The organism is Inquilinus sp., from assembly GCF_057815775.1.
Window position 1 is genome coordinate 1 of the sequence record NZ_JBYRFX010000805.1, and the last position, 17,408, is coordinate 17,408.

Sequence of the window (17,408 nt, forward strand, 5' to 3'; positions counted from 1 at the left end):
TACGTCCACTATTCCGGCCGCCTCGCCGACGAGCTGGCGAAGACGGAGCCGAACGGCGCGATCTGGGCCAACCAGTTCGACAACACCGCCAACCGCGACGGCCACTACCGCACCACCGGGCCGGAAATCTGGGACCAGACCGGCGGCCGGATTGACGGCTTCACCTGCGCCGTCGGCACCGGCGGCACCCTGGCCGGCATCGCCATGGCGCTGAAGGAGCGCGACCCCAAGGTGCAGATCGCGCTGACCGACCCGCTCGGCGCCTCGCTGTACAACTGGTACGCCCATGGCGAGCTGAAGGCCGAAGGCAGCTCGATCACCGAAGGCATCGGCCAGGGCCGGGTGACCAGGAACCTCGAGGGCATGCCGCTGGACTGGGCGCAGCAGGCGACCGACGAGGAGGCGCTGACCATCCTGTTCCGCCTGGCCAAGGAGGAAGGGCTGCTGCTCGGCGGATCCACCGGCATCAACCTGGCCGGCGCGGTCAAGATGGCGCTGCGGCTAGGCCCCGGCCACACCATCGTCACCATCCTCGCCGACCACGGCAGCCGCTATCAATCCAAGCTCTACAACCCGGAATTCCTGCGCGAGAAGGGATTGCCGCTGCCCGACTGGCTGGAGACTGCCGCATGACCGAGTTGCTGTTCCGCGACGACGCCTATCTGCGCACCGCGACCGCCACGGTGGTCGCCGCGACGCCGGAGGGCATCGTCCTGGACCGGACCATCTTCTACGCGACCGGCGGCGGCCAGCCCGGCGACACCGGCGTGATCCGCTGGGCCGGCGGCGAGGCCGTGGTCACCGACACCCGCAAGGGCGAGACGCCCGACGAGATCCGCCACCTGGTGGCAGAGGGCAGCGCCCTGCCCGCCCCCGGCACCCCGGTCGAAATCGCCCTGGACTGGGACCGGCGGTATCGCCACATGCGGATGCACACCGCCCTGCACCTGCTGTGCGTCGCGGTGCCCGGCGATGTCACCGGCGGGCAGATCGGCGCCGAGCGCAGCCGGCTGGACTTCAACCTGCCGAGCGGCGCGCTGGACGCCGAGACGATCACGGCCCGGCTGAACGAGCTGGTCGCCGCCGCCCTGCCGATCGAGACCATCTGGATCACCGACGCGGAAATGGCGGCGCGGCCGGAGCTGGTGCGCACCATGTCGGTGAAGCCGCCGACCGGCTTCGGCCGGGTCCGGCTGGTGCGGATCGGCGATGCCGCCGCGCCGACCGATCTGCAGCCCTGCGGCGGCACCCATGTCCGCAACACCGCGGAGATCGGCGCGCTTGCCATCGCCAAGATCGAGAACAAGGGCAAGCAGAACCGCCGCGTCGTCATCACCTTTGCAGGCGAAGCATGAACACCATCGTCTCCACCGCCTGGCTGGCCGAGCATCTCGACGACCCGGACATCCGCATCGTCGACGCCACCTATCACATGCCGGGCACCAACCGCGACGCGGCGACCGAGTTCGCCGAGGCCCATATCCCGTGCGCGGTGCTGTTCGATGTCGACGACATCGCGGCACCAGAGAGCCGGGCGCCGGACGGCCTGCCGCACATGCTGCCGCCCCCTGCCCTGTTCGCCGAAAAGGTCGGGGCGCTGGGCATCGGCAATGACAGCTTCGTCGTCTGCTACGACGCGCATGGGCTGATGAGCGCCGCCCGTGCCTGGTGGATGCTGCGCGCCTTCGGCCATGACGGCGTGGCGGTGCTGGATGGCGGGCTGCCGGCCTGGCGGGCCGAAGGCCGGCCGCTGGCCAGCGGCGCCGCGGCCCCGGTTCCGGCCCGTTTCACCCCGCATCCGCGGCCGGGGCTGGTCCGCGCCCGGGGCCAGATCCAGGCCGGCACCGTCGGCACTGTGATCGACGCCCGGGCGCGCGAACGCTTCGAGGGCACGGCGCCGGAACCACGCGCCGGGCTGCGCGGCGGCCACATTCCGGGCAGCCTCAACCTGCCCTTCGGCGAGCTGCTGGATCCCGCGACCAAGCGGCTGCTGCCGCCGGACGTCATCGCCGCTCGATTCGCCGCCGCCGGGCTGCCGGAGAGCGGCCCGGTCACGGCGAGCTGCGGCAGCGGCATCACCGCCTGCGTCCTCGCCCTCGGCCTGCACCGGATCGGCCGCGAGGATGTCCCGGTCTATGACGGGTCCTGGTCGGAATGGGGCCGGCCCGGCGACACGGTGGTCGAGACCGGCCCGGCCCGGAGGGACCGTTGAGCGACCCAGCGGGGATCGGCGAGCTGACCATCACCGTCACCCAGCTGGAGATGACGGCGAAACCGGTGCGCCCGCCCCCGGCCCCGCCGCTGGACCGGCACGCGCTGATGCGGGCCGAGCCGGCGACCGTGTCCTATTACCGCTATCTCTATGACGCTGTCGGCACCAACTGGCTGTGGACCGAGCGGCGGATGTGGGACGACACCACGCTGCAGCTGCGGCTGGCCGACGAGCGGACCGACGTCTATGTGCTGTATGTCGGCGGTGTCCCGGCCGGGTTCGGCGAGCTGTTCCAGACCAGCCCCGAGGCGACCGACCTAGCCTATTTCGGGCTGATGCCGGACTTCATCGGCCGCCGCCTGGGGCCGTTCCTGCTGCGCTCGCTGCTCGACATCGCCTGGTCGCGGCCGATCGGCCGGATGACGGTCGACACCTGCAATCTCGACCACCCCAAGGCCCTGGCCCATTACCAGCGTGCCGGCTTCTCGCCCTATGCCCAGCGGGTGATCCATCGGCCGGATCCGCGCCTGACCGGGCTGCTGCCGCGCAACGCGGCGCCGCATATCCCGCTGGCCGGAACCTGACCGGAATCGGGCTGTAAAAAAAGGATGCGCGGTCCTGAGACCGCGCATCCCCGTCGACCGGACGTGACTATCAGCCTTCGAGGGGACGAGACAGAGACCGTTAGGAATGGTCCGTCACGCCGGTCTTCCCGAGCCGACCGATCCAGCTCATCCGCGGTTCAGAAACCGAGGATGATGCCCGTGATCAGGTTGGCGTTCTCGAAATCCTGGCCCACGCGGAAGCTTTGCTTTTCGTAGATGACTTCGGCGTAGGTGTTGAGGCCGGGCGCGACGGTGTAGGTCACGTTCGCGCCGACGATGTGGTTGTCCTTCAGGTCCGAACCGTTGCTCTCGACCGATTTGAGGCCGTTGCCCTTGTCCGAGAAGGTGTAGGCATAGGACAGCGACGCCAGGAACGGGCCGGACTGGTAGCTCAGATCGCCGACGATGCTGTCGACCGGCTTGTCGGACAGGGCGATGCTCTGGTTGTGGGTCCAGTTCACGCTGGCATAGACGTCGCGGTACCCGACCTTGCCGCCGAGCGTGTAGACCTCGAGGTTGTGGCCATCCGGGTTCGCCCCGGACCCCGAGGTCTGGACGCCATTGCCATAGGCGGCCGTGGCAGCGCCCCGGACCGACAGGTCGCCGAACGTGTCCTCATAGTTGACGCCGGCGGTGACCACGTTCTCGTAGAAGGTCTGGTCGTCATTGATCAGGTCGTTGACGCCGCCGTTGCCGGCATGGCTGGCGCCGCCGACCACCGGCGTGAAGTCCACACCGAAGCTGACGCCGTCGAAGGTCGGCGACAGGTATTTGATGCGGGTATCTTCGTTGGTCAGGCCGGCGAGATAGGTGGCATTGATCGAGTAGAAATTGCCGCCGCCGAGCGGGAAGTCGCCGTCGAGCAATTCGCCGTAATCGAGCGCACCCGCGCCCATGTTGCTGACCAGGTCGTCATGGGCATAGACGTAGCCGATGTCGTCGGCGATCGTCGGCGCGTTGCCGAAGGTGATCGTGCCGAAATCGCCCTTCACATAGACATAGGTGCGGGTGACCCGGACGCCGTCATTGCGGTTGACCGAGTTGAAGCGCACGCGGGCGCCATATTCCAGGCCCGAATCCGTGACGTTCTTGACGTCGAAGATCAGCCGCGCATTGGTCTGGAAATCGTAATCCCGGTCGAAATCGTCGCTGCGGGAATCCGACAGCGACAACGTGGACTCGAACGCGACGAAACCGCTGACCTTGACCTGCAGGTCGGCAGACGCCGACGTCGAGGCCAGCGCAACCGCCCCCATCGCTGTGACAGCGACCAGTAGCTTCCTCATGGTCCCTCCTGTGCCCTGCACTTCCGGGCTCCATCTCCCGACCGCGAGTCGCGTCCCATGCCGCTGACTCTGCCGAGGTCTGAACCGCCATCGGATCTTCAGGGCGCGGGCTCTCCAAGCCCGCAATAAATACCATTCGCATTGCGTCGGATTCCAGCGCCGGTATCGGCCACCGCATCGGGATGCGGGAGACACCTGCCCGGGAACGACGCCCCGAAACCATACGGAAATGTAATCCTGCCCCTGAAAGCGCAGCAATGAAATTATACGTACATGTATGTATGTTTGCATTGAAGCATGTCGCAGCGAGGCGCAGCGGCCCGCTCCGGCGTCAAAAAAGCCGCGGAAAAGCTGGGTGTTGCCGATTTCAAGAGTCGAGCCGGAGGTGTTGCCGGCGTGTCTGTCTTGCGGGATCGGAATGGCAGGACAGGCTGCGGCCTGCACCGTCCCGGTCCGACTCGCCCGGCGGCAACCATGGCGCGCCCGGCAATGCCCATCCCAATAAAAAAGGATGCGCGGTCTGCAGACCGCGCATCCTCCTTCGACCAGACGTAACCTTTCAGCCTTCGAGGGGACGAGACAGAGACCGTTAGGAGTGGTCTGTCACGCCTGGTCTTCTCGAACCAACCGTCGAGCGGTTCAATGTGCCTTAGAAGGCGACGTTGATGCCGGTGATCAGGTTGGCGTTCTCGAAATCCTGGCCTTCGCGGAAGTTCTGCTTTTCGTAGATCACTTCGGCGTAGGTGTTCAGGCCCGGGGCCACGGTGTAGGTCAGGTTGACACCAGCGATGTGGTTGTCCTTCAGATCGACGCCGGTCGCCTGGTCCTGGTCGGTCAGACCATTGCCCTTGCCGGCCCAGGTGTAGGCATAGGAAACCGAGGCCAGGAACGGACCGAACTGGTAGCTCAAGTCACCGACGACGCTGTCGACCGACTTGCTGGTGAGGAAGATGCTGGCGTTGTGCGTCCAGTTCACGCTGGCAGCGATACCGCCGGAGGCGATACGGGTGCCGAGGGTGTAGACCTCGAGGTCATGGTGCTGGGTGTTGTTGTCGCTGGTGACGCCGTTACCGTAGGCGGCCGTACCGGCGACCAAGACCGAGAGGTCGTCGAAAGTGCCCTGCCAGTTCACGCCGCCGGTGACGACGTTCTCGTACAGGGTGCTGCTGTCGTTGATCAGGTCGTTCACGCCGCCGTTGCCGGCATGGCTGGCGCCACCGACCACGGGGGTGAAGTCAACGCCGAAGCTGAAGCCGTTGATGGTCGGCGAGGTGTACTTGATGCGGGTGTCTTCGTTGGTCAGGCCAGCGAGGTAGGTCGCATCGAGCGAGTAGAAGTTGCCGCCGCCGAGCGGGAAGTCGCCGTCGAGCAGATCGCCGTAATCGCCGCCGCCGGCGCCGATGTTGCCGGCCAGCTCGTCATGCGCATAGATGTAGCCGAAGTCGTCGGCGACGGTCGGGCCGTTACCGAAGGTGATCGTACCGAAGCCGCCCTTCACGTAGACGTAGGTACGAGTGACCTTCACGCCATCGTTGCGGTTGACGGAGTTGAAACGGACGCGGGCGCCGTATTCGAGACCGGAATCGGTGACGTTCTTGACGTCGAAGATCAGTCGCGCGTTGGTCGCGAAATCGTAGTCGCGATCGAAGTTGTCGCTGCGGGTGTCAGACAGATTCAACACCGCCTCTGCCGCGACGAAACCGCTGATCTTGACGTTCAGATCGGCGAAGGCAGAGCCAGACGCCAATGCAGCCGCCACCAGCGCCGTGCTGCCGATAAGTACCTTCTTCATTCTTCCCTCCTCTGCCCCGCATCCCTGCGTGGCTAATTCGCTTAAGACGCCTCTCGGCCCGCCTGATCTGCCCGGGTCGAGGCAAGGTGCCGGGACCGCAGGCGAAGTCCCGGTCTTGTGAACCGGGGGACGACGGCCGTGTCGAAAGCGAGTCCCCCGAAACGGCGCCGGTCTGTTCGTTGAACGCATCGGGCCGGACTGGAGTAACCCCCCGCCACTGGCGTCCTCTGAACAGGGGGGACGTTAGTCCCGAGGTGATCGGCCGGGCAATCCGATTAATACATTCTAGAATGTATGTAAGATGAAATAGCCACGACCTGTGGCACGGGCGCCACAGTTCGTTTCCAGCCATCCCGATCTGTCGATAACCTCAATGGCGCCGCGGGAAACAGGCCTTGGCCAGCGGGAATGCGGATCGCGGGAAATCGCCGGCTGTGACCGCAAAGCCTCGCCCCTGCCCGCTTTGCGGCCCGTCCGCGGGATGGCCCGGCAGCCCTCCCGGACGGCCTCGCAACAGCCAAAAAAAGAGCCGCCGGACATGCGCCCGGCGGCTCTCGTATCGACGTCTCCGAACGCCGGGGCGGGCGCCCCGCCGGATCAATGGGCCAGGATCTGGCTCAGGAACATCTTGGTCCGGTCGGATTTCGGGTTCTTGAAGAACTCTTCCGGCTCGTTCTGCTCCACGATCTGGCCGCGATCCATGAAGATCACGCGATTCGCCACGGTGCGGGCAAAGCCCATCTCATGGGTCACGCAGATCATGGTGATGCCTTCGCGCGCCAGCTCGATCATCACGTCGAGCACTTCCTTGATCATCTCGGGGTCGAGCGCCGAGGTCGGCTCGTCGAACAGCAGGATCTTCGGCTTCATGCACAGCGAGCGGGCGATCGCCACGCGCTGCTGCTGGCCGCCGGACAGCTGGCCCGGGTATTTGTGCGCCTGGTCGGGGATCTTGACCCGGCCGAGGAAGTACATCGCCGTCTCCTCGGCCTCCTTCTTCGGGATCTTGCGGACCCAGATCGGGGCGAGGGTCAGGTTTTCCAGCACCGTCAGATGCGGGAACAGATTGAACTGCTGGAACACCATGCCGACCTCGCGGCGGATGGCGTCGATGTTCTTCACATCATTGGTCAGCTCGATCTTGTCGACGACGATGGTGCCCTTCTGATGCTCCTCCAGCCGGTTGAGGCAGCGGATCAGGGTGGATTTGCCGGAGCCCGAAGGCCCGCAGATCACCACCTTCTCGCCGCGCTCGACAGCCAGGTTGATGTCGCGAAGGACGTGGAACTCACCGTACCATTTGTTGACCCCGGCCATCTGGATCAGGATATCGGGCGCGGCGGCGGTCGCCGGTGTTGCGGTCATTTTTGTCTCCCTGTCAGCGACGGCGCGTGCCGATGTTCAGATACTTCTCCAGGTACTGCGAGTACTTCGACATGGAGAAGCAGAACACGAAGAACAGCAGCGATACGAACAGATAAGCTTCCTTGTAGAACGGCCCCCAGATCGAATCCGACAGGCCGAGCCGGGCGGCGCCGAGCAGGTCGAACAGGCCGACCATGATCACCAGCGTCGTGTCCATGAACGACCCGATGAAGGTGTTGACCAGGGCCGGGATCGAGATCCGCAGCGCCTGCGGCAGGATGATCATGCGCTGCTTCTGCCAGTAGCCGAGGCCGAGGCTGTCGGCGGCTTCGAACTGGCCCTTCGGGATCGCCTGCAGCCCGCCGCGCACCACTTCGGCCAGATAGGCGGCGGTGAACATGATGATCGCCACCTGCGCCCGTAGCAGATAGTTGAAGTTCCAGCCTTCCGGCAGGAACAGCGGGAACATCACCGAGGCCATGAACAGCACGGTGATCAGCGGCACGCCGCGCACCAGTTCGATGTAGGTGACGCACAGCGTGCGGATCGCCGGCATGTTCGACCGGCGGCCGAGCGCGAGCAGGATCGAGAACGGGAAGGCCAGCGCCAAGCCGATCATCGACAGGCCCATGGTCAGCGGCAGGCCGCCCCATTTGCCGGTCTCGACCAGCGACAGGCCGGGGATCGGGATATCGATGAAGCCGAGCGGGATGGCCCCGTACATCAGCGAGACGGCCGCGACGATCACCACCACCCAGGCGACGATCAGCCGCTTGCCCCAGAAGCGCCGGATGGTGCTGCTGACCGCGAGGCCGAGCAGCAGGATCATCGCCAGGATCGGCCGCCAATCCTGGTCGAACGGGTAGAGGCCGAAGAAGATCAGCCGGTACTTCTCGTTGACGAAGGCCCAGCACGCCCCCGTCGCCGCGCGGCAGGCCGCAACCACGTCGGCCGGCGTCTGGTCCGGCGTCGCCGGGCCCCAGACCGGGTCGATCAACGCCCAGGAGATGAAGGGCGGGATCAGCCGGAACGCCACATACGCGATCACGGCGGTCAGGAGGATGTTGTACCAGGTGCTGAACAGGTTCTGCCGGATCCAGGCGATCGGGCCCACGGTCAAGCCGGGCGGCGGCTCGGCCGGGATCTCGCCGGTGGCGACGAACGGTTCGGTGAAGGAGTGGGTTGCCGACATGATCAACGCTCCCTCAACGCCATGCGGCGGTTGTAGACGTTCATGCTGATCGAGATCGACAGGCTGATGAACAGGTAGACCGCCATGAAGATCGAGATCGCCTCGACCACCTGGCCGGTCTGGTTGCCGATGGTGTTGCCGATCGACACCAGCTCGGGATAGCCGATCACCACCGCGAGCGAGCTGTTCTTGGTGATGTTCAGATACTGGCTGGTCATCGGCGGGATGATCATGCGCAGCGCCTGCGGCAGGATGATGCGCCGCAGCGTGACCCCGGAATGCAGCCCCAGCGCGCGGGCGGCCTCGGTCTGGCCATGCGACACGGCCAGGATGCCGCCGCGCACGATCTCGGCGATGAAGCTGGCGGTGTAGATGGTCAGCCCGATCAGCATCGCCGCAAATTCCGGCGAAAGCGTCCAGCCGCCCGAATAGTTGAAGCCCTTCAGCACGGGGATCTCGAAGGCCGCCGGCGCACCGCCGGCCAGCCAGACCACGAGCGGCAGGCCGATGAACAGGGCCAGCCCGACCCAGAAGCTGTGGAACGGCTGCCCGGTCGCCGCCTGGCGCTTGCGGGCCCAGCGCGCGATGCCCCAGGCGATGACCAGCGCCACCAGCGCCGCGAGCACCACCCAGAAGAAGATGGGGTTGTCCTCGATCGACGGCACCTGGATGCCGCGATTGCTGATGAAGACGCCCGAGACCGGGCTGATCGCCTGGCGTGGCGGCGGGGCGCTGACCCGGATCAGACCGGCCCAGAGCAGCAGCTGGACGGTCAGCGGGACGTTGCGCACGAGGTCGACGTAACCGGCCGCCAGCTTGGACACGAGCCAGTTGGTCGACAGCCGGCTGACGCCGATGAACACGCCCAGCAGCGTTGCCAGGATGATGCCCAGGACGGAGACCTTGAGCGTGTTCACCAGCCCGACCAGGAAGGCCCGGGCATAGGGATCGCTGGGAGAATAGGAGATCGGTGTCTCGGCGATGGCGAATCCGGCCTCGCGATTGAGGAAGCCATAGCCGGTCGAGATATTGCGGGCCTCACGGTTGTGGATCAGATTCGATACCAGGAACCACCCGACACCGACGACCACCAGCAGCAGGACAATCTGGTAAAAAATCGCTCGGAGTCTGGGGTCGTTGAATGCGGATCCACGGCGCACGGCAGTTCCTGCCGCGGCAACGTCCATGGTCATTGCGTCAAACCTCGCTCAAGCCGCCCTGTCGCGTCTTCTTGGCCCTGAAACAGAACCGCCGGCCCGTTGCCGGGCCGGCGGTTGATCAGTTTAGCGGATCGGAATGGCGTATTGCAGGCCACCCTGCGTCCACAGCGCATTCAGGCCGCGCTTCAGCCCCAGCGGGGTCTTCTCGCCCACGTTGCGCTCAAACATTTCGCCGTAATTGCCGACCTGCTTGATCGCGTTGTAGGCCCAATTCTCCGGCAGGCCGAGGGCTTCGCCCATGCCCGGGGTCTTGCCCAGCAGGCGCTGGATGTTCGGGTCGGCCGAATCCGCGAAGCTGTCGATGTTCGCGCTGGTCACGCCGCTTTCCTCGGCCTGGACCTGGGCGTTGAACACCCACCGGGTGATGTTCGCCCACTGGTCGTCGCCCTGGCGGACGCCGATGGCCAGCGGCTCCTTCGAGATGATCTCCGGCAGGATGATGTAGTCGTCCGGCTTCGGCGCCTTGGCGGCGCGGGTGCCGGCGAGGCCCGAGGCATCGGTGGTGTACGCGTCGCAGCGGCCGGAGAAGAAGGCGGATTCGACATCCTCCAGCTTCTCGATGACCACCGGCTTGAAGTCGAGCTTGTTGGCCCGGAACCAGTCGGTCAGGTTCAGCTCGGTCGTGGTGCCCGGCTGGACGCAGATGGTGGCGCCGTTCAGGTCCTTGGCGCTGGTGACGCCGAGCGACTTGGCGACCATGAAGCCCTGGCCGTCATAGAAGTTCACGGCGGTGAAATCGAGGCCGAGCGAGGTGTTGCGCGACAGCGACCAGGTCGTGTTGCGGGCCAGCACGTCGATTTCGCCCGACTGCAGGGCGGTGAAGCGCACCTGCGCGTTCAGCGGCGTGAACTTGACCTTGTCCGCATCGCCGAACACCGCCGCCGCGATGGCGCGGCAGGTGTCGACGTCAAGACCGGTCCACTTGCCCTGGCTGTCCGGCAACGCGAATCCGGCCAGGCCGGTGTTGACGCCGCACTGCAGGAACCCACGCTGTTTGACGGCGTCGAACGTCGCGCCGGCCTGGGCCGAAGCGGTGAAGCCCACCGCAGCAGCGACGGCCGCCCCCGCGGCAAGCAAAGTACGGAACTTCATGAAACCTCCCCTTATTGCCCCGGCATTCGCCAGGGCGAAACCGCAGATCGTCCCGGCGGCAAGCCGCAGGGGAGGGTCATTTAATGGAACATTCCCACTGAATGCACGGCCTTTTTGCGATGTGCTTGATGACGGAACGGCGACGGGCCCCGCCGTTCAATCAAAAGCCCGCCGGCCGGAATGCTTTCGGAATAATCATCCGACCAATCCAAACCAGCAGGTTTGCTGCTTCTTTCCCCATCTCGCCATTTGTCGTGCCTCATCGCTGTACAATCGGAGAAGGCGGCAACCCTGCCGGTTACGACCGGATGTATGGGGACAATCGCCAAGAAAAACGTGAAATAATGCTTCGCGGTGTCGGCAGATTTCAGCCGGCGTTCGGCGGAATTCAGCGCAGCAGCCCGTCGAGGAAGCCGGCGACCAGGCGCTCACTGTCGATCCGGGTCGCGACCTTGACCGTCGGACGGCCCATCGCGCCCTGCTCCTCCGGATAGCCGCGCCGGTCGGCCAGCGTCATGCCGCGGGTCAGGTCGCCGCTCAACTCCACCCGGATCGGCCAGTCCGCGTAGTCGGCCAGATCAGGGTCGACCAGCAGCATCGCCGCCGCAGGGTCGTGCAGGGCGCAGCCGTGCTTGCCGTAGCGGCTGTGATAGAAGCCGGTGTAATGCTGCAGGATCGACGACGCGAACCGCCCGCGCGGGCGGCCATCGGCCTCGATCCGCGCCAGCTCCGCCTCGCCCAGCCACGCGGTCATGGTGACGTCGAGCCCGACCAGCACCACCGGCCAGGCGGCGGCGAACACGGCCTCTGCCGCCTCGGGATCGTGGAAGATGTTGGCTTCGGCCGCGGCCGTGATGTTGCCGGCCACCGTCACCGCCCCGCCCATCACCACCACCCGTTCGACCAGCTTGGGCAGTTCCGGTTCGAGATGCAGCGCCAGCGCCAGGTTGGTCAGCGGCCCGGTGGCCAGGATGGTGTAGGCCCCCGGCTCCGCCCGGGCCAGGCGCACGATCTGCTCGGCCGCCGTCTCGGCGGCGAAGGGCCGCGGCGCCGCCGCCGGCCCGTGGCCACCGAGGCCGTCATCGCCATGGACATGGCCGCTGATGCTGACCGGCTGGGCCAGCGGTGCCGCGGCGCCGACCGCGACCGGAACATGGCCGAGCCCGACGAGATCGAACACATGCTGGGCATTGGCCGCCGCGACCGCGGCATGGGCGTTGCCGTGCACGCTGCCCAGCGCCGCGATCTCCACCCCCGGGCGGTTCGCCAGCCACAGGATGGCGAGCGCATCGTCGATGCCGACATCACAGTCGAGAATGATCCTGGGCATCGCGGGCGTCCTTCCGGTCCTGAGCAGCGGGGTTGAGGACCATAGCGCCGCGCCCGGCGGCGCGGAAGCGGCCGGCATCTCCGGCGCAGGCTGGATGGCGGGCGCGCCGCATGCCACTCTGCCACCCCGCCGTCGCGGCGCCTTGCCCCATCACCCCGCGGAGACCCATGCCGACGCCGCAAGCCCATCCCTGGCTCGAGCCCCTCTGGGTCCGGCTGCTGATCATCGTGCTGCTGATCGCCGCGCTGGCGACCGAGCTGCTGTGGCTGAAGGAGGAACTCTGGCTCTTCCTCTGGGGCGCCGCCCTGATCTATGCGGTCTGGGACTTCTTCCTGCGCGGCGTGTACGGCCGGCCGAAGGAATGACGGGCAGCGCAGCGGAGTTCGACGCCGTGCGGCGGCTCGAACGGTTCTGGAGCCACGCCTGGCCGGCGGAGACGATGCAGGACCGGGCCGGCTGGCTCTACCGGATGGACCGCGGGGTGTCGCACCGCGCCAACTCCGTGCTGGCCGCCGCCTGCGCGGGCGACATGCCGCTCGGCCCGCGAATCGATGCGGTCGAAGCCGCCTATCGCGATCGCGGGCTGGTCCCCTGCTTCCAGCTCTCGCCCACCACGCAACCGGAGGGGCTTGAGGCGGCGCTGGTCGAGCGCGGCTACATCGTCGCCGATGCGAGCGAGGTGCAGGTCGCACCGGTCGCCGCCTTGCTGTCCCTGCCCTGCCCCCATGCCGTGACCCTGACGGACACGCCGGACAGGCAATGGCTGGACACCGGCTATCCCGGCCCCGACCAGCCGGTCCGCGCCGGCATCGTCGGCCGCATCGCCCTGGCCCGGCGCTTCGCCACGCTCTGCATCGACGGCACGCCGGCGGCGATCGGCGCCATCGCCTGGGACAGCGAGGTCGCCGGCATCTTCTCGATGAAGACGGCGCCGGATTTCCGCCGCCGCGGTGCCGCCACCGCGATCCTGGCCGCCCTCGCCCGGCTGGTGGCGGAGGCCGGCGTCGCCACCATGACGCTGCAGGTCGAGACCGACAATGACGGCGCCCGGCGGCTCTATGGCGGCCTCGGCTTCAGGACGCTCTACCGCTACTGGTACCGGTCGCTGCCGGCCTGACGGGTCGGCTCAGCCCCTTCCGGCTGGGATCTCGTCCAGCCGATCGTCCAAGACCGTGACCGCCCGGGCGATGGTCTCAACCGCCCTGACATAGAACGCAGGCTGGATCCGGTCGAAATCATCGGTGGGCCGATGGTAGTCGGTGTGGTCCTCGACCCCGAAATAGAGGAACGGAATACCCGCCTCGTGGAAGGCGGCGTGGTCCGACTGCGAGGTCCAGTCCTGGTCCTTCGGCTCCGGCGCGTCGTGACCGAAGACCAGCGTCAGCCCCGCCGGATGGGCCAGCGGTTCGAGCCAGGGCTTGAGGAAGGGCGAATACCGGGTGCCGGCGACGTAGAGCTCGTGGCGGTCGTTCCGGCTGATCATGTCCATGTTCAGGTCCAGCGCCATCGACGACCGCGGTACCGGTGGATGCCCGACAAAGAATGCGCTGCCGTCCAGGCCGATTTCCTCGGCATCGAAGGCGACGAAGATCACCGTGTGCCGCGGCGGGTGGTCGGCCAGATAGCCGGCCAGGGCGAACAGGGCCGCGGTGCCCGAGGCGTTGTCGTCGGCGCCGTTGTAGATCTGCCCGCCCCGGATGCCGAGATGATCGTAATGCGCGGTGACGACAAGAGCGCGGCCGCCCGCCTCGCTGCCCGGCAGGAAGCCGACGACATTGGCGCCCGCCAGCGTCTCGCCCTGCTTCGTCCGCAACTGGAACGGCTGCTCGTAGCCGCTACCGAACGGACGGATGCCGGACTGGCGGAAGCGGTCCACCACATAGGCGCGGGCCTTTTTGCCGCCGCGCGTGTCCGTAGCCCGGCCTTCCATGTCGTCCGCCGACAGGATCTGCACGTCGTGAAGCATCGCGCCGGCATCGACCAGCGCCGAGTCCGGCACGGGCTGCGGTGACCGCGCCGCCGGCACGCAGGCGGCTAGGATGAACAGCAGCAGAAACGCCCACCTCATGGCCGGGACCTCCGGGGCCGTCTGTGGCTTAGGATCACAGCGCCTGGCCGCCGGCGGTTTCGAACAGGTGCAGCCGCTCCGGGTCCAGGCTGATCGTGGTCGGCTCGTCCGGCTGGGCCGGGTAATGCGCGTCGACCTGGGCGGTGAAGCGGCCGCCCGCGACCTCGCCCAGGATCAGGGTGTGCGCCCCCAGCGGCTCGATCACCCGCGGCATGATCGGCAGCACCACCGGCCCGGCCTCGCCGCCCGCCACATGCTCCGGCCGCAGGCCGATGGTAATGGCCAGGCCGTCGCGCCCCGCCAGGGCGGGGCGTTTGGCCGATGGCACCGGCAGCATCGTGCCGTCGACCAGACGCAGGCCCGGTGCAGCGCCATTCGCGATGAGAGTCGCGGGCAAGAAATTCATGCTGGGCGCGCCGATGAAGGCGGCGACGAACAGGTTGGCCGGGGTCTCGTACAGCGTCAGCGGCTCGGCCGCCTGTTCGATCCGGCCCTGGTTCATCACCACGACGCGATCGGCCATGGTCATGGCCTCGACCTGGTCGTGGGTGACGTAGACGATCGTGGTCTTCAGCCGGCGGTGCAGCGCCTTGATCTCGGCCCGCATCTCGATCCGCAGCTTGGCGTCGAGGTTGGACAGCGGCTCGTCGAACAGGAACACGTCGGGGTCGCGCACGATGGCGCGGCCGATGGCGACGCGCTGCCGCTGGCCGCCCGACAGCTGCTTCGGCCGCCGGTCGAGATAGGGGTCGAGGCCGAGGATGCGCGCCGCCTCCTTGATCTTGGCGTCGATCTCGGCCTTGGGCTCGCCGCGCACCTTCATGCCGTAGCCGATGTTCTCCCGCACGCTCATATGCGGGTAGAGGGCGTAGTTCTGGAACACCATGGCGCAGTTGCGCAGGCCGGGCCGCAGCTGGGTGACGTCGCGATCGCCGATGCGGATGGTGCCGCCGGTGGTGGCCTCCAGCCCGGCGATCATGCGCAGCGTCGTGGTCTTGCCGCAGCCGGACGGGCCGACCAGCACCACGAATTCGCGATCCGCGATCTCGAGATCGAGCGTCGGGATGACGGGAACGTCGCCGTAGTTCTTGGTGACGGCTTCGAGTCTGACGCGGGCCATGGTGTCCTTGGGTTCCGAATGGCACAGGGCCGAAGCGCCCCGCCGCGGGGATCGCGGCGGGGCGGCGTGCCTACTTCGTCAGCGGCGGCAGGCCCATCGAGTTGCGATAGGCGGCCAGCTGGGTGTCGCGGCCGAACTCGTCGGTCAGCTTGTTCCACTGGTCGGCGATCGAATCGAGCGCCTGCTGTGCCGTCTCCTGCCCCGCCAGCGCCTTGGACAGCTCGATCTCCAGCACCTCGGTGTAGGAGAAGTAGCCGGGAATGCGCATGTCGAGCGCGACGTTCTTGGCCTCGATGCTGTCGCGCTGCGTCTTCAGATACTCGTCCGCCTCCTCCTTGCTCATCTTCGCCAGCCAGCGGTCTGGCGCGAAATGGCTGAGGCGGAACGGGTTGACGCCGGACCCGCCGGTGACGGTGGAGATGCCGCTGTTTTCCGGATTGGCCACCCACTGGATGAAGTCCCAGGCCGCCTCGACATGCTTCGAGGAGGCCGGCACGCCGGCCTGCCAGCCGCCGAAGGCCATGAAGGGCGAGAACACCGGCTGGTCGAACTTCTCCCAATCCTTGGTCTTGTGGTTCCAGATCTCGGTCGAGCCGGGGGTCAGCGCCGACCCGACATGGCCGGCGATTTGGCTCTGCGTCTTGTCCGACGCGATGACGCCGGTGTCGCCCCAGTCGAAGTTCATCGCCACCTGGCCGCCGGCGAAGGCGGTGCGGATGTCACCTGAGGAGAAGTTCAGCGCGCCCGGCGGCGAGAATTTCACCGATTTGATGTAGTCGTCGAGCGCGCGGACCCAGCCGGGGTTGTTGATCGCCGCGTCCATCGTCTCCGGGTCGAAGAACATGCTGCCCGGGTTCTGCGGGTCGTTGGTGTAGGCGGCCGCATGGGTGAAGAAGAACCAGAACTGCTGGCCGCCGCGCCGGAACGCCTCCGCCGTGCCCCATAGCTTCTGGTCGGGCCGGGTGAAGAATTCGGCGATGTCGTAATATTCCTTCCAGGTCTTCGGCGGGGCCAGGTCATAGCCGTACTTGGCCTTGAACGCCGCCTGCTCCTTCGGGTCGTCGAACAGGTCCTTGCGGTAGGACAGGGTGTGGACGTCGCCATCGATCGACTGCGACAGATGCTTGTTGTCCCAGACCATCAGCCGGTCGCGATAGATCGGGGCGATGTCGTCCCAATCCTTGCCCTGGGCCATGGCCGCCGGCATCTCGGTCAGGTAGGGCGCGAAATCCGGCATCCAGGCCGGGGCGAAGGTGATGACGTCGAAGGTCGATTCCCCCGCCGTCATCGCCGTCAGGTATTTCGGGTACAGCTCGCCGAAGGGGAACTCCACGACATTGACCTTGCCGCAGGTCTTCTGCTCCCAGGTCTTGGCCGGCATCTGCATCGCCAGGGCGATGAAGGGCCCGGTCTGCGACCCGGCCGTGAGGGTCACGCCGGAATAATCGGGGTCGCAGGCCATGGCCGGCCCGGCCAGCGCCGCCGCCGCCGCCGCCAAGGCCAGTGCACCGGTCGCCGCGAGAAGCATTGTTCTCATTGTCGTTCTCCCTCCCTGAAGCGCGATCATCGGATACTGCCCAGCAGCAGGCCCGATCGCATGAGCCTGGCCAGGAGGATCGCCACCACCATCATCGGCGCGATCGAGATCATGGCGGCCACCGAGATCGACCACCATTCGTCGCCGCGATAGGAGTTCTGCCCCGACAGCAGGATCGGCAGGGTCTGCCAGCTTCCCGCGGTCAGCAGCAGGGCGAAGAGGAATTCGTTCCAGACGAAGCTGAGCGTGATCATCGCGGTGGCGATCAGCCCCGGCCGCGCCATCGGCAGCACGATCTCGAAGAAGATGCGGATCCGCGGCACGTCGTCGACCAGCGCCGCCTCCTCGATCTCCACCGGCAGCGCCTGGAAGAAATCGCGCATCAGCCAGACCACGATCGGCAGCGAGAAGGCGGTGTGGCACAGCACCATGCCCCAATAGCTGTCGAGCAGCGGGAAGCCGGCCTTGCCGACCTCGGAATAGAGCAGGTACAGCGCGAAGGCGGTGACGATCGGCGGGAACATGCGCTGGCTGACGAACCAGAACACCACGTCGTCATTGCCCAGCACTGGTCCGGGCAGCCGCAGCC

General features: G+C 66.8%; 17 protein-coding genes. 6 read left to right on the forward strand and 11 right to left on the reverse strand.

The window, feature by feature from the left end:
- The 4 genes from AC3XYG_RS28705 to AC3XYG_RS28720 form a co-directional block, all read left to right on the forward strand.
- The coding region (locus AC3XYG_RS28705) for a pyridoxal-phosphate dependent enzyme (RefSeq protein ID WP_489143295.1) at positions 1-633 on the forward strand (633 nt) is incomplete at its 5' end.
- On the forward strand, positions 630-1,355 hold the full coding sequence (locus tag AC3XYG_RS28710) for an alanyl-tRNA editing protein (RefSeq protein ID WP_489143296.1): 726 nt from the start codon (positions 630-632) through the stop codon (positions 1,353-1,355). The genes AC3XYG_RS28705 and AC3XYG_RS28710, both read left to right, overlap by 4 nt.
- Complete coding sequence (locus AC3XYG_RS28715; RefSeq protein WP_489143297.1) at positions 1,352-2,212, forward strand: sulfurtransferase; 861 nt, start codon at positions 1,352-1,354, stop codon at positions 2,210-2,212. The genes AC3XYG_RS28710 and AC3XYG_RS28715 overlap by 4 nt, the downstream gene beginning before the upstream one ends.
- Positions 2,209-2,796 (forward strand): GNAT family N-acetyltransferase, encoded by a 588-nt coding sequence (locus AC3XYG_RS28720; protein ID WP_489143298.1) that lies wholly within the window; start codon positions 2,209-2,211, stop codon positions 2,794-2,796. The genes AC3XYG_RS28715 and AC3XYG_RS28720 overlap by 4 nt, the downstream gene beginning before the upstream one ends.
- A 158-nt stretch (positions 2,797-2,954) precedes the next feature.
- On the opposite strand, the gene AC3XYG_RS28725 is transcribed toward AC3XYG_RS28720, so the two are convergent.
- The 7 genes from AC3XYG_RS28725 to AC3XYG_RS28755 form a co-directional block, all read right to left on the reverse strand.
- Complete coding sequence (locus AC3XYG_RS28725; RefSeq protein ID WP_489143299.1) at positions 2,955-4,103, reverse strand: porin; 1,149 nt, start codon at positions 4,101-4,103, stop codon at positions 2,955-2,957.
- A gap of 649 nt (positions 4,104-4,752) precedes the next feature.
- Positions 4,753-5,895: a porin gene (locus tag AC3XYG_RS28730; RefSeq protein WP_489143300.1), complete on the reverse strand. Its 1,143-nt coding sequence runs from the start codon at positions 5,893-5,895 to the stop codon at positions 4,753-4,755.
- A 597-nt stretch (positions 5,896-6,492) separates the two neighbouring features.
- Positions 6,493-7,260, reverse strand: a complete 768-nt coding sequence (locus tag AC3XYG_RS28735) for an amino acid ABC transporter ATP-binding protein (RefSeq protein WP_489143301.1) — start codon at positions 7,258-7,260, stop codon at positions 6,493-6,495.
- Positions 7,261-7,273: 13 nt separating this feature from the next.
- Positions 7,274-8,452, reverse strand: coding sequence for an amino acid ABC transporter permease (locus AC3XYG_RS28740; RefSeq protein WP_489143302.1), 1,179 nt, complete (start codon positions 8,450-8,452; stop codon positions 7,274-7,276).
- A 2-nt stretch (positions 8,453-8,454) separates the two neighbouring features.
- Positions 8,455-9,612, reverse strand: coding sequence for an amino acid ABC transporter permease (locus AC3XYG_RS28745; protein WP_489143303.1), 1,158 nt, complete (start codon positions 9,610-9,612; stop codon positions 8,455-8,457).
- 123 nt (positions 9,613-9,735) lie between these two features.
- Entirely contained in the window at positions 9,736-10,764 is a 1,029-nt protein-coding gene (locus AC3XYG_RS28750) for an amino acid ABC transporter substrate-binding protein (protein WP_489143304.1), read from the reverse strand.
- A gap of 388 nt (positions 10,765-11,152) precedes the next feature.
- Entirely contained in the window at positions 11,153-12,094 is a 942-nt protein-coding gene (locus tag AC3XYG_RS28755) for a nucleoside hydrolase (protein ID WP_489143305.1), read from the reverse strand.
- 167 nt (positions 12,095-12,261) lie between these two features.
- Between AC3XYG_RS28755 and AC3XYG_RS28760 the strand changes: the two genes are divergently transcribed.
- Positions 12,262-12,459, forward strand: a complete 198-nt coding sequence (locus AC3XYG_RS28760) for a hypothetical protein (protein WP_489143306.1) — start codon at positions 12,262-12,264, stop codon at positions 12,457-12,459.
- A complete protein-coding gene (locus AC3XYG_RS28765; protein ID WP_489143307.1) occupies positions 12,456-13,211 on the forward strand; it encodes a GNAT family N-acetyltransferase in 756 nt (251 codons plus the stop codon). The genes AC3XYG_RS28760 and AC3XYG_RS28765 overlap by 4 nt, the downstream gene beginning before the upstream one ends.
- Positions 13,212-13,220: 9 nt before the next feature.
- Here AC3XYG_RS28765 and AC3XYG_RS28770 read toward each other — a convergent pair whose 3' ends face one another.
- The 4 genes from AC3XYG_RS28770 to AC3XYG_RS28785 form a co-directional block, all read right to left on the reverse strand.
- Entirely contained in the window at positions 13,221-14,162 is a 942-nt protein-coding gene (locus AC3XYG_RS28770) for a M28 family peptidase (RefSeq protein ID WP_489143308.1), read from the reverse strand.
- 34 nt (positions 14,163-14,196) lie between these two features.
- Entirely contained in the window at positions 14,197-15,282 is a 1,086-nt protein-coding gene (locus AC3XYG_RS28775) for an ABC transporter ATP-binding protein (RefSeq protein ID WP_489143309.1), read from the reverse strand.
- A gap of 70 nt (positions 15,283-15,352) precedes the next feature.
- Positions 15,353-16,819, reverse strand: coding sequence for an extracellular solute-binding protein (locus AC3XYG_RS28780; protein ID WP_489143310.1), 1,467 nt, complete (start codon positions 16,817-16,819; stop codon positions 15,353-15,355).
- Between the two features lie 26 nt (positions 16,820-16,845).
- On the reverse strand, positions 16,846-17,408 hold a 563-nt coding region (locus tag AC3XYG_RS28785; RefSeq protein WP_489143311.1), incomplete at its 5' end, for a carbohydrate ABC transporter permease.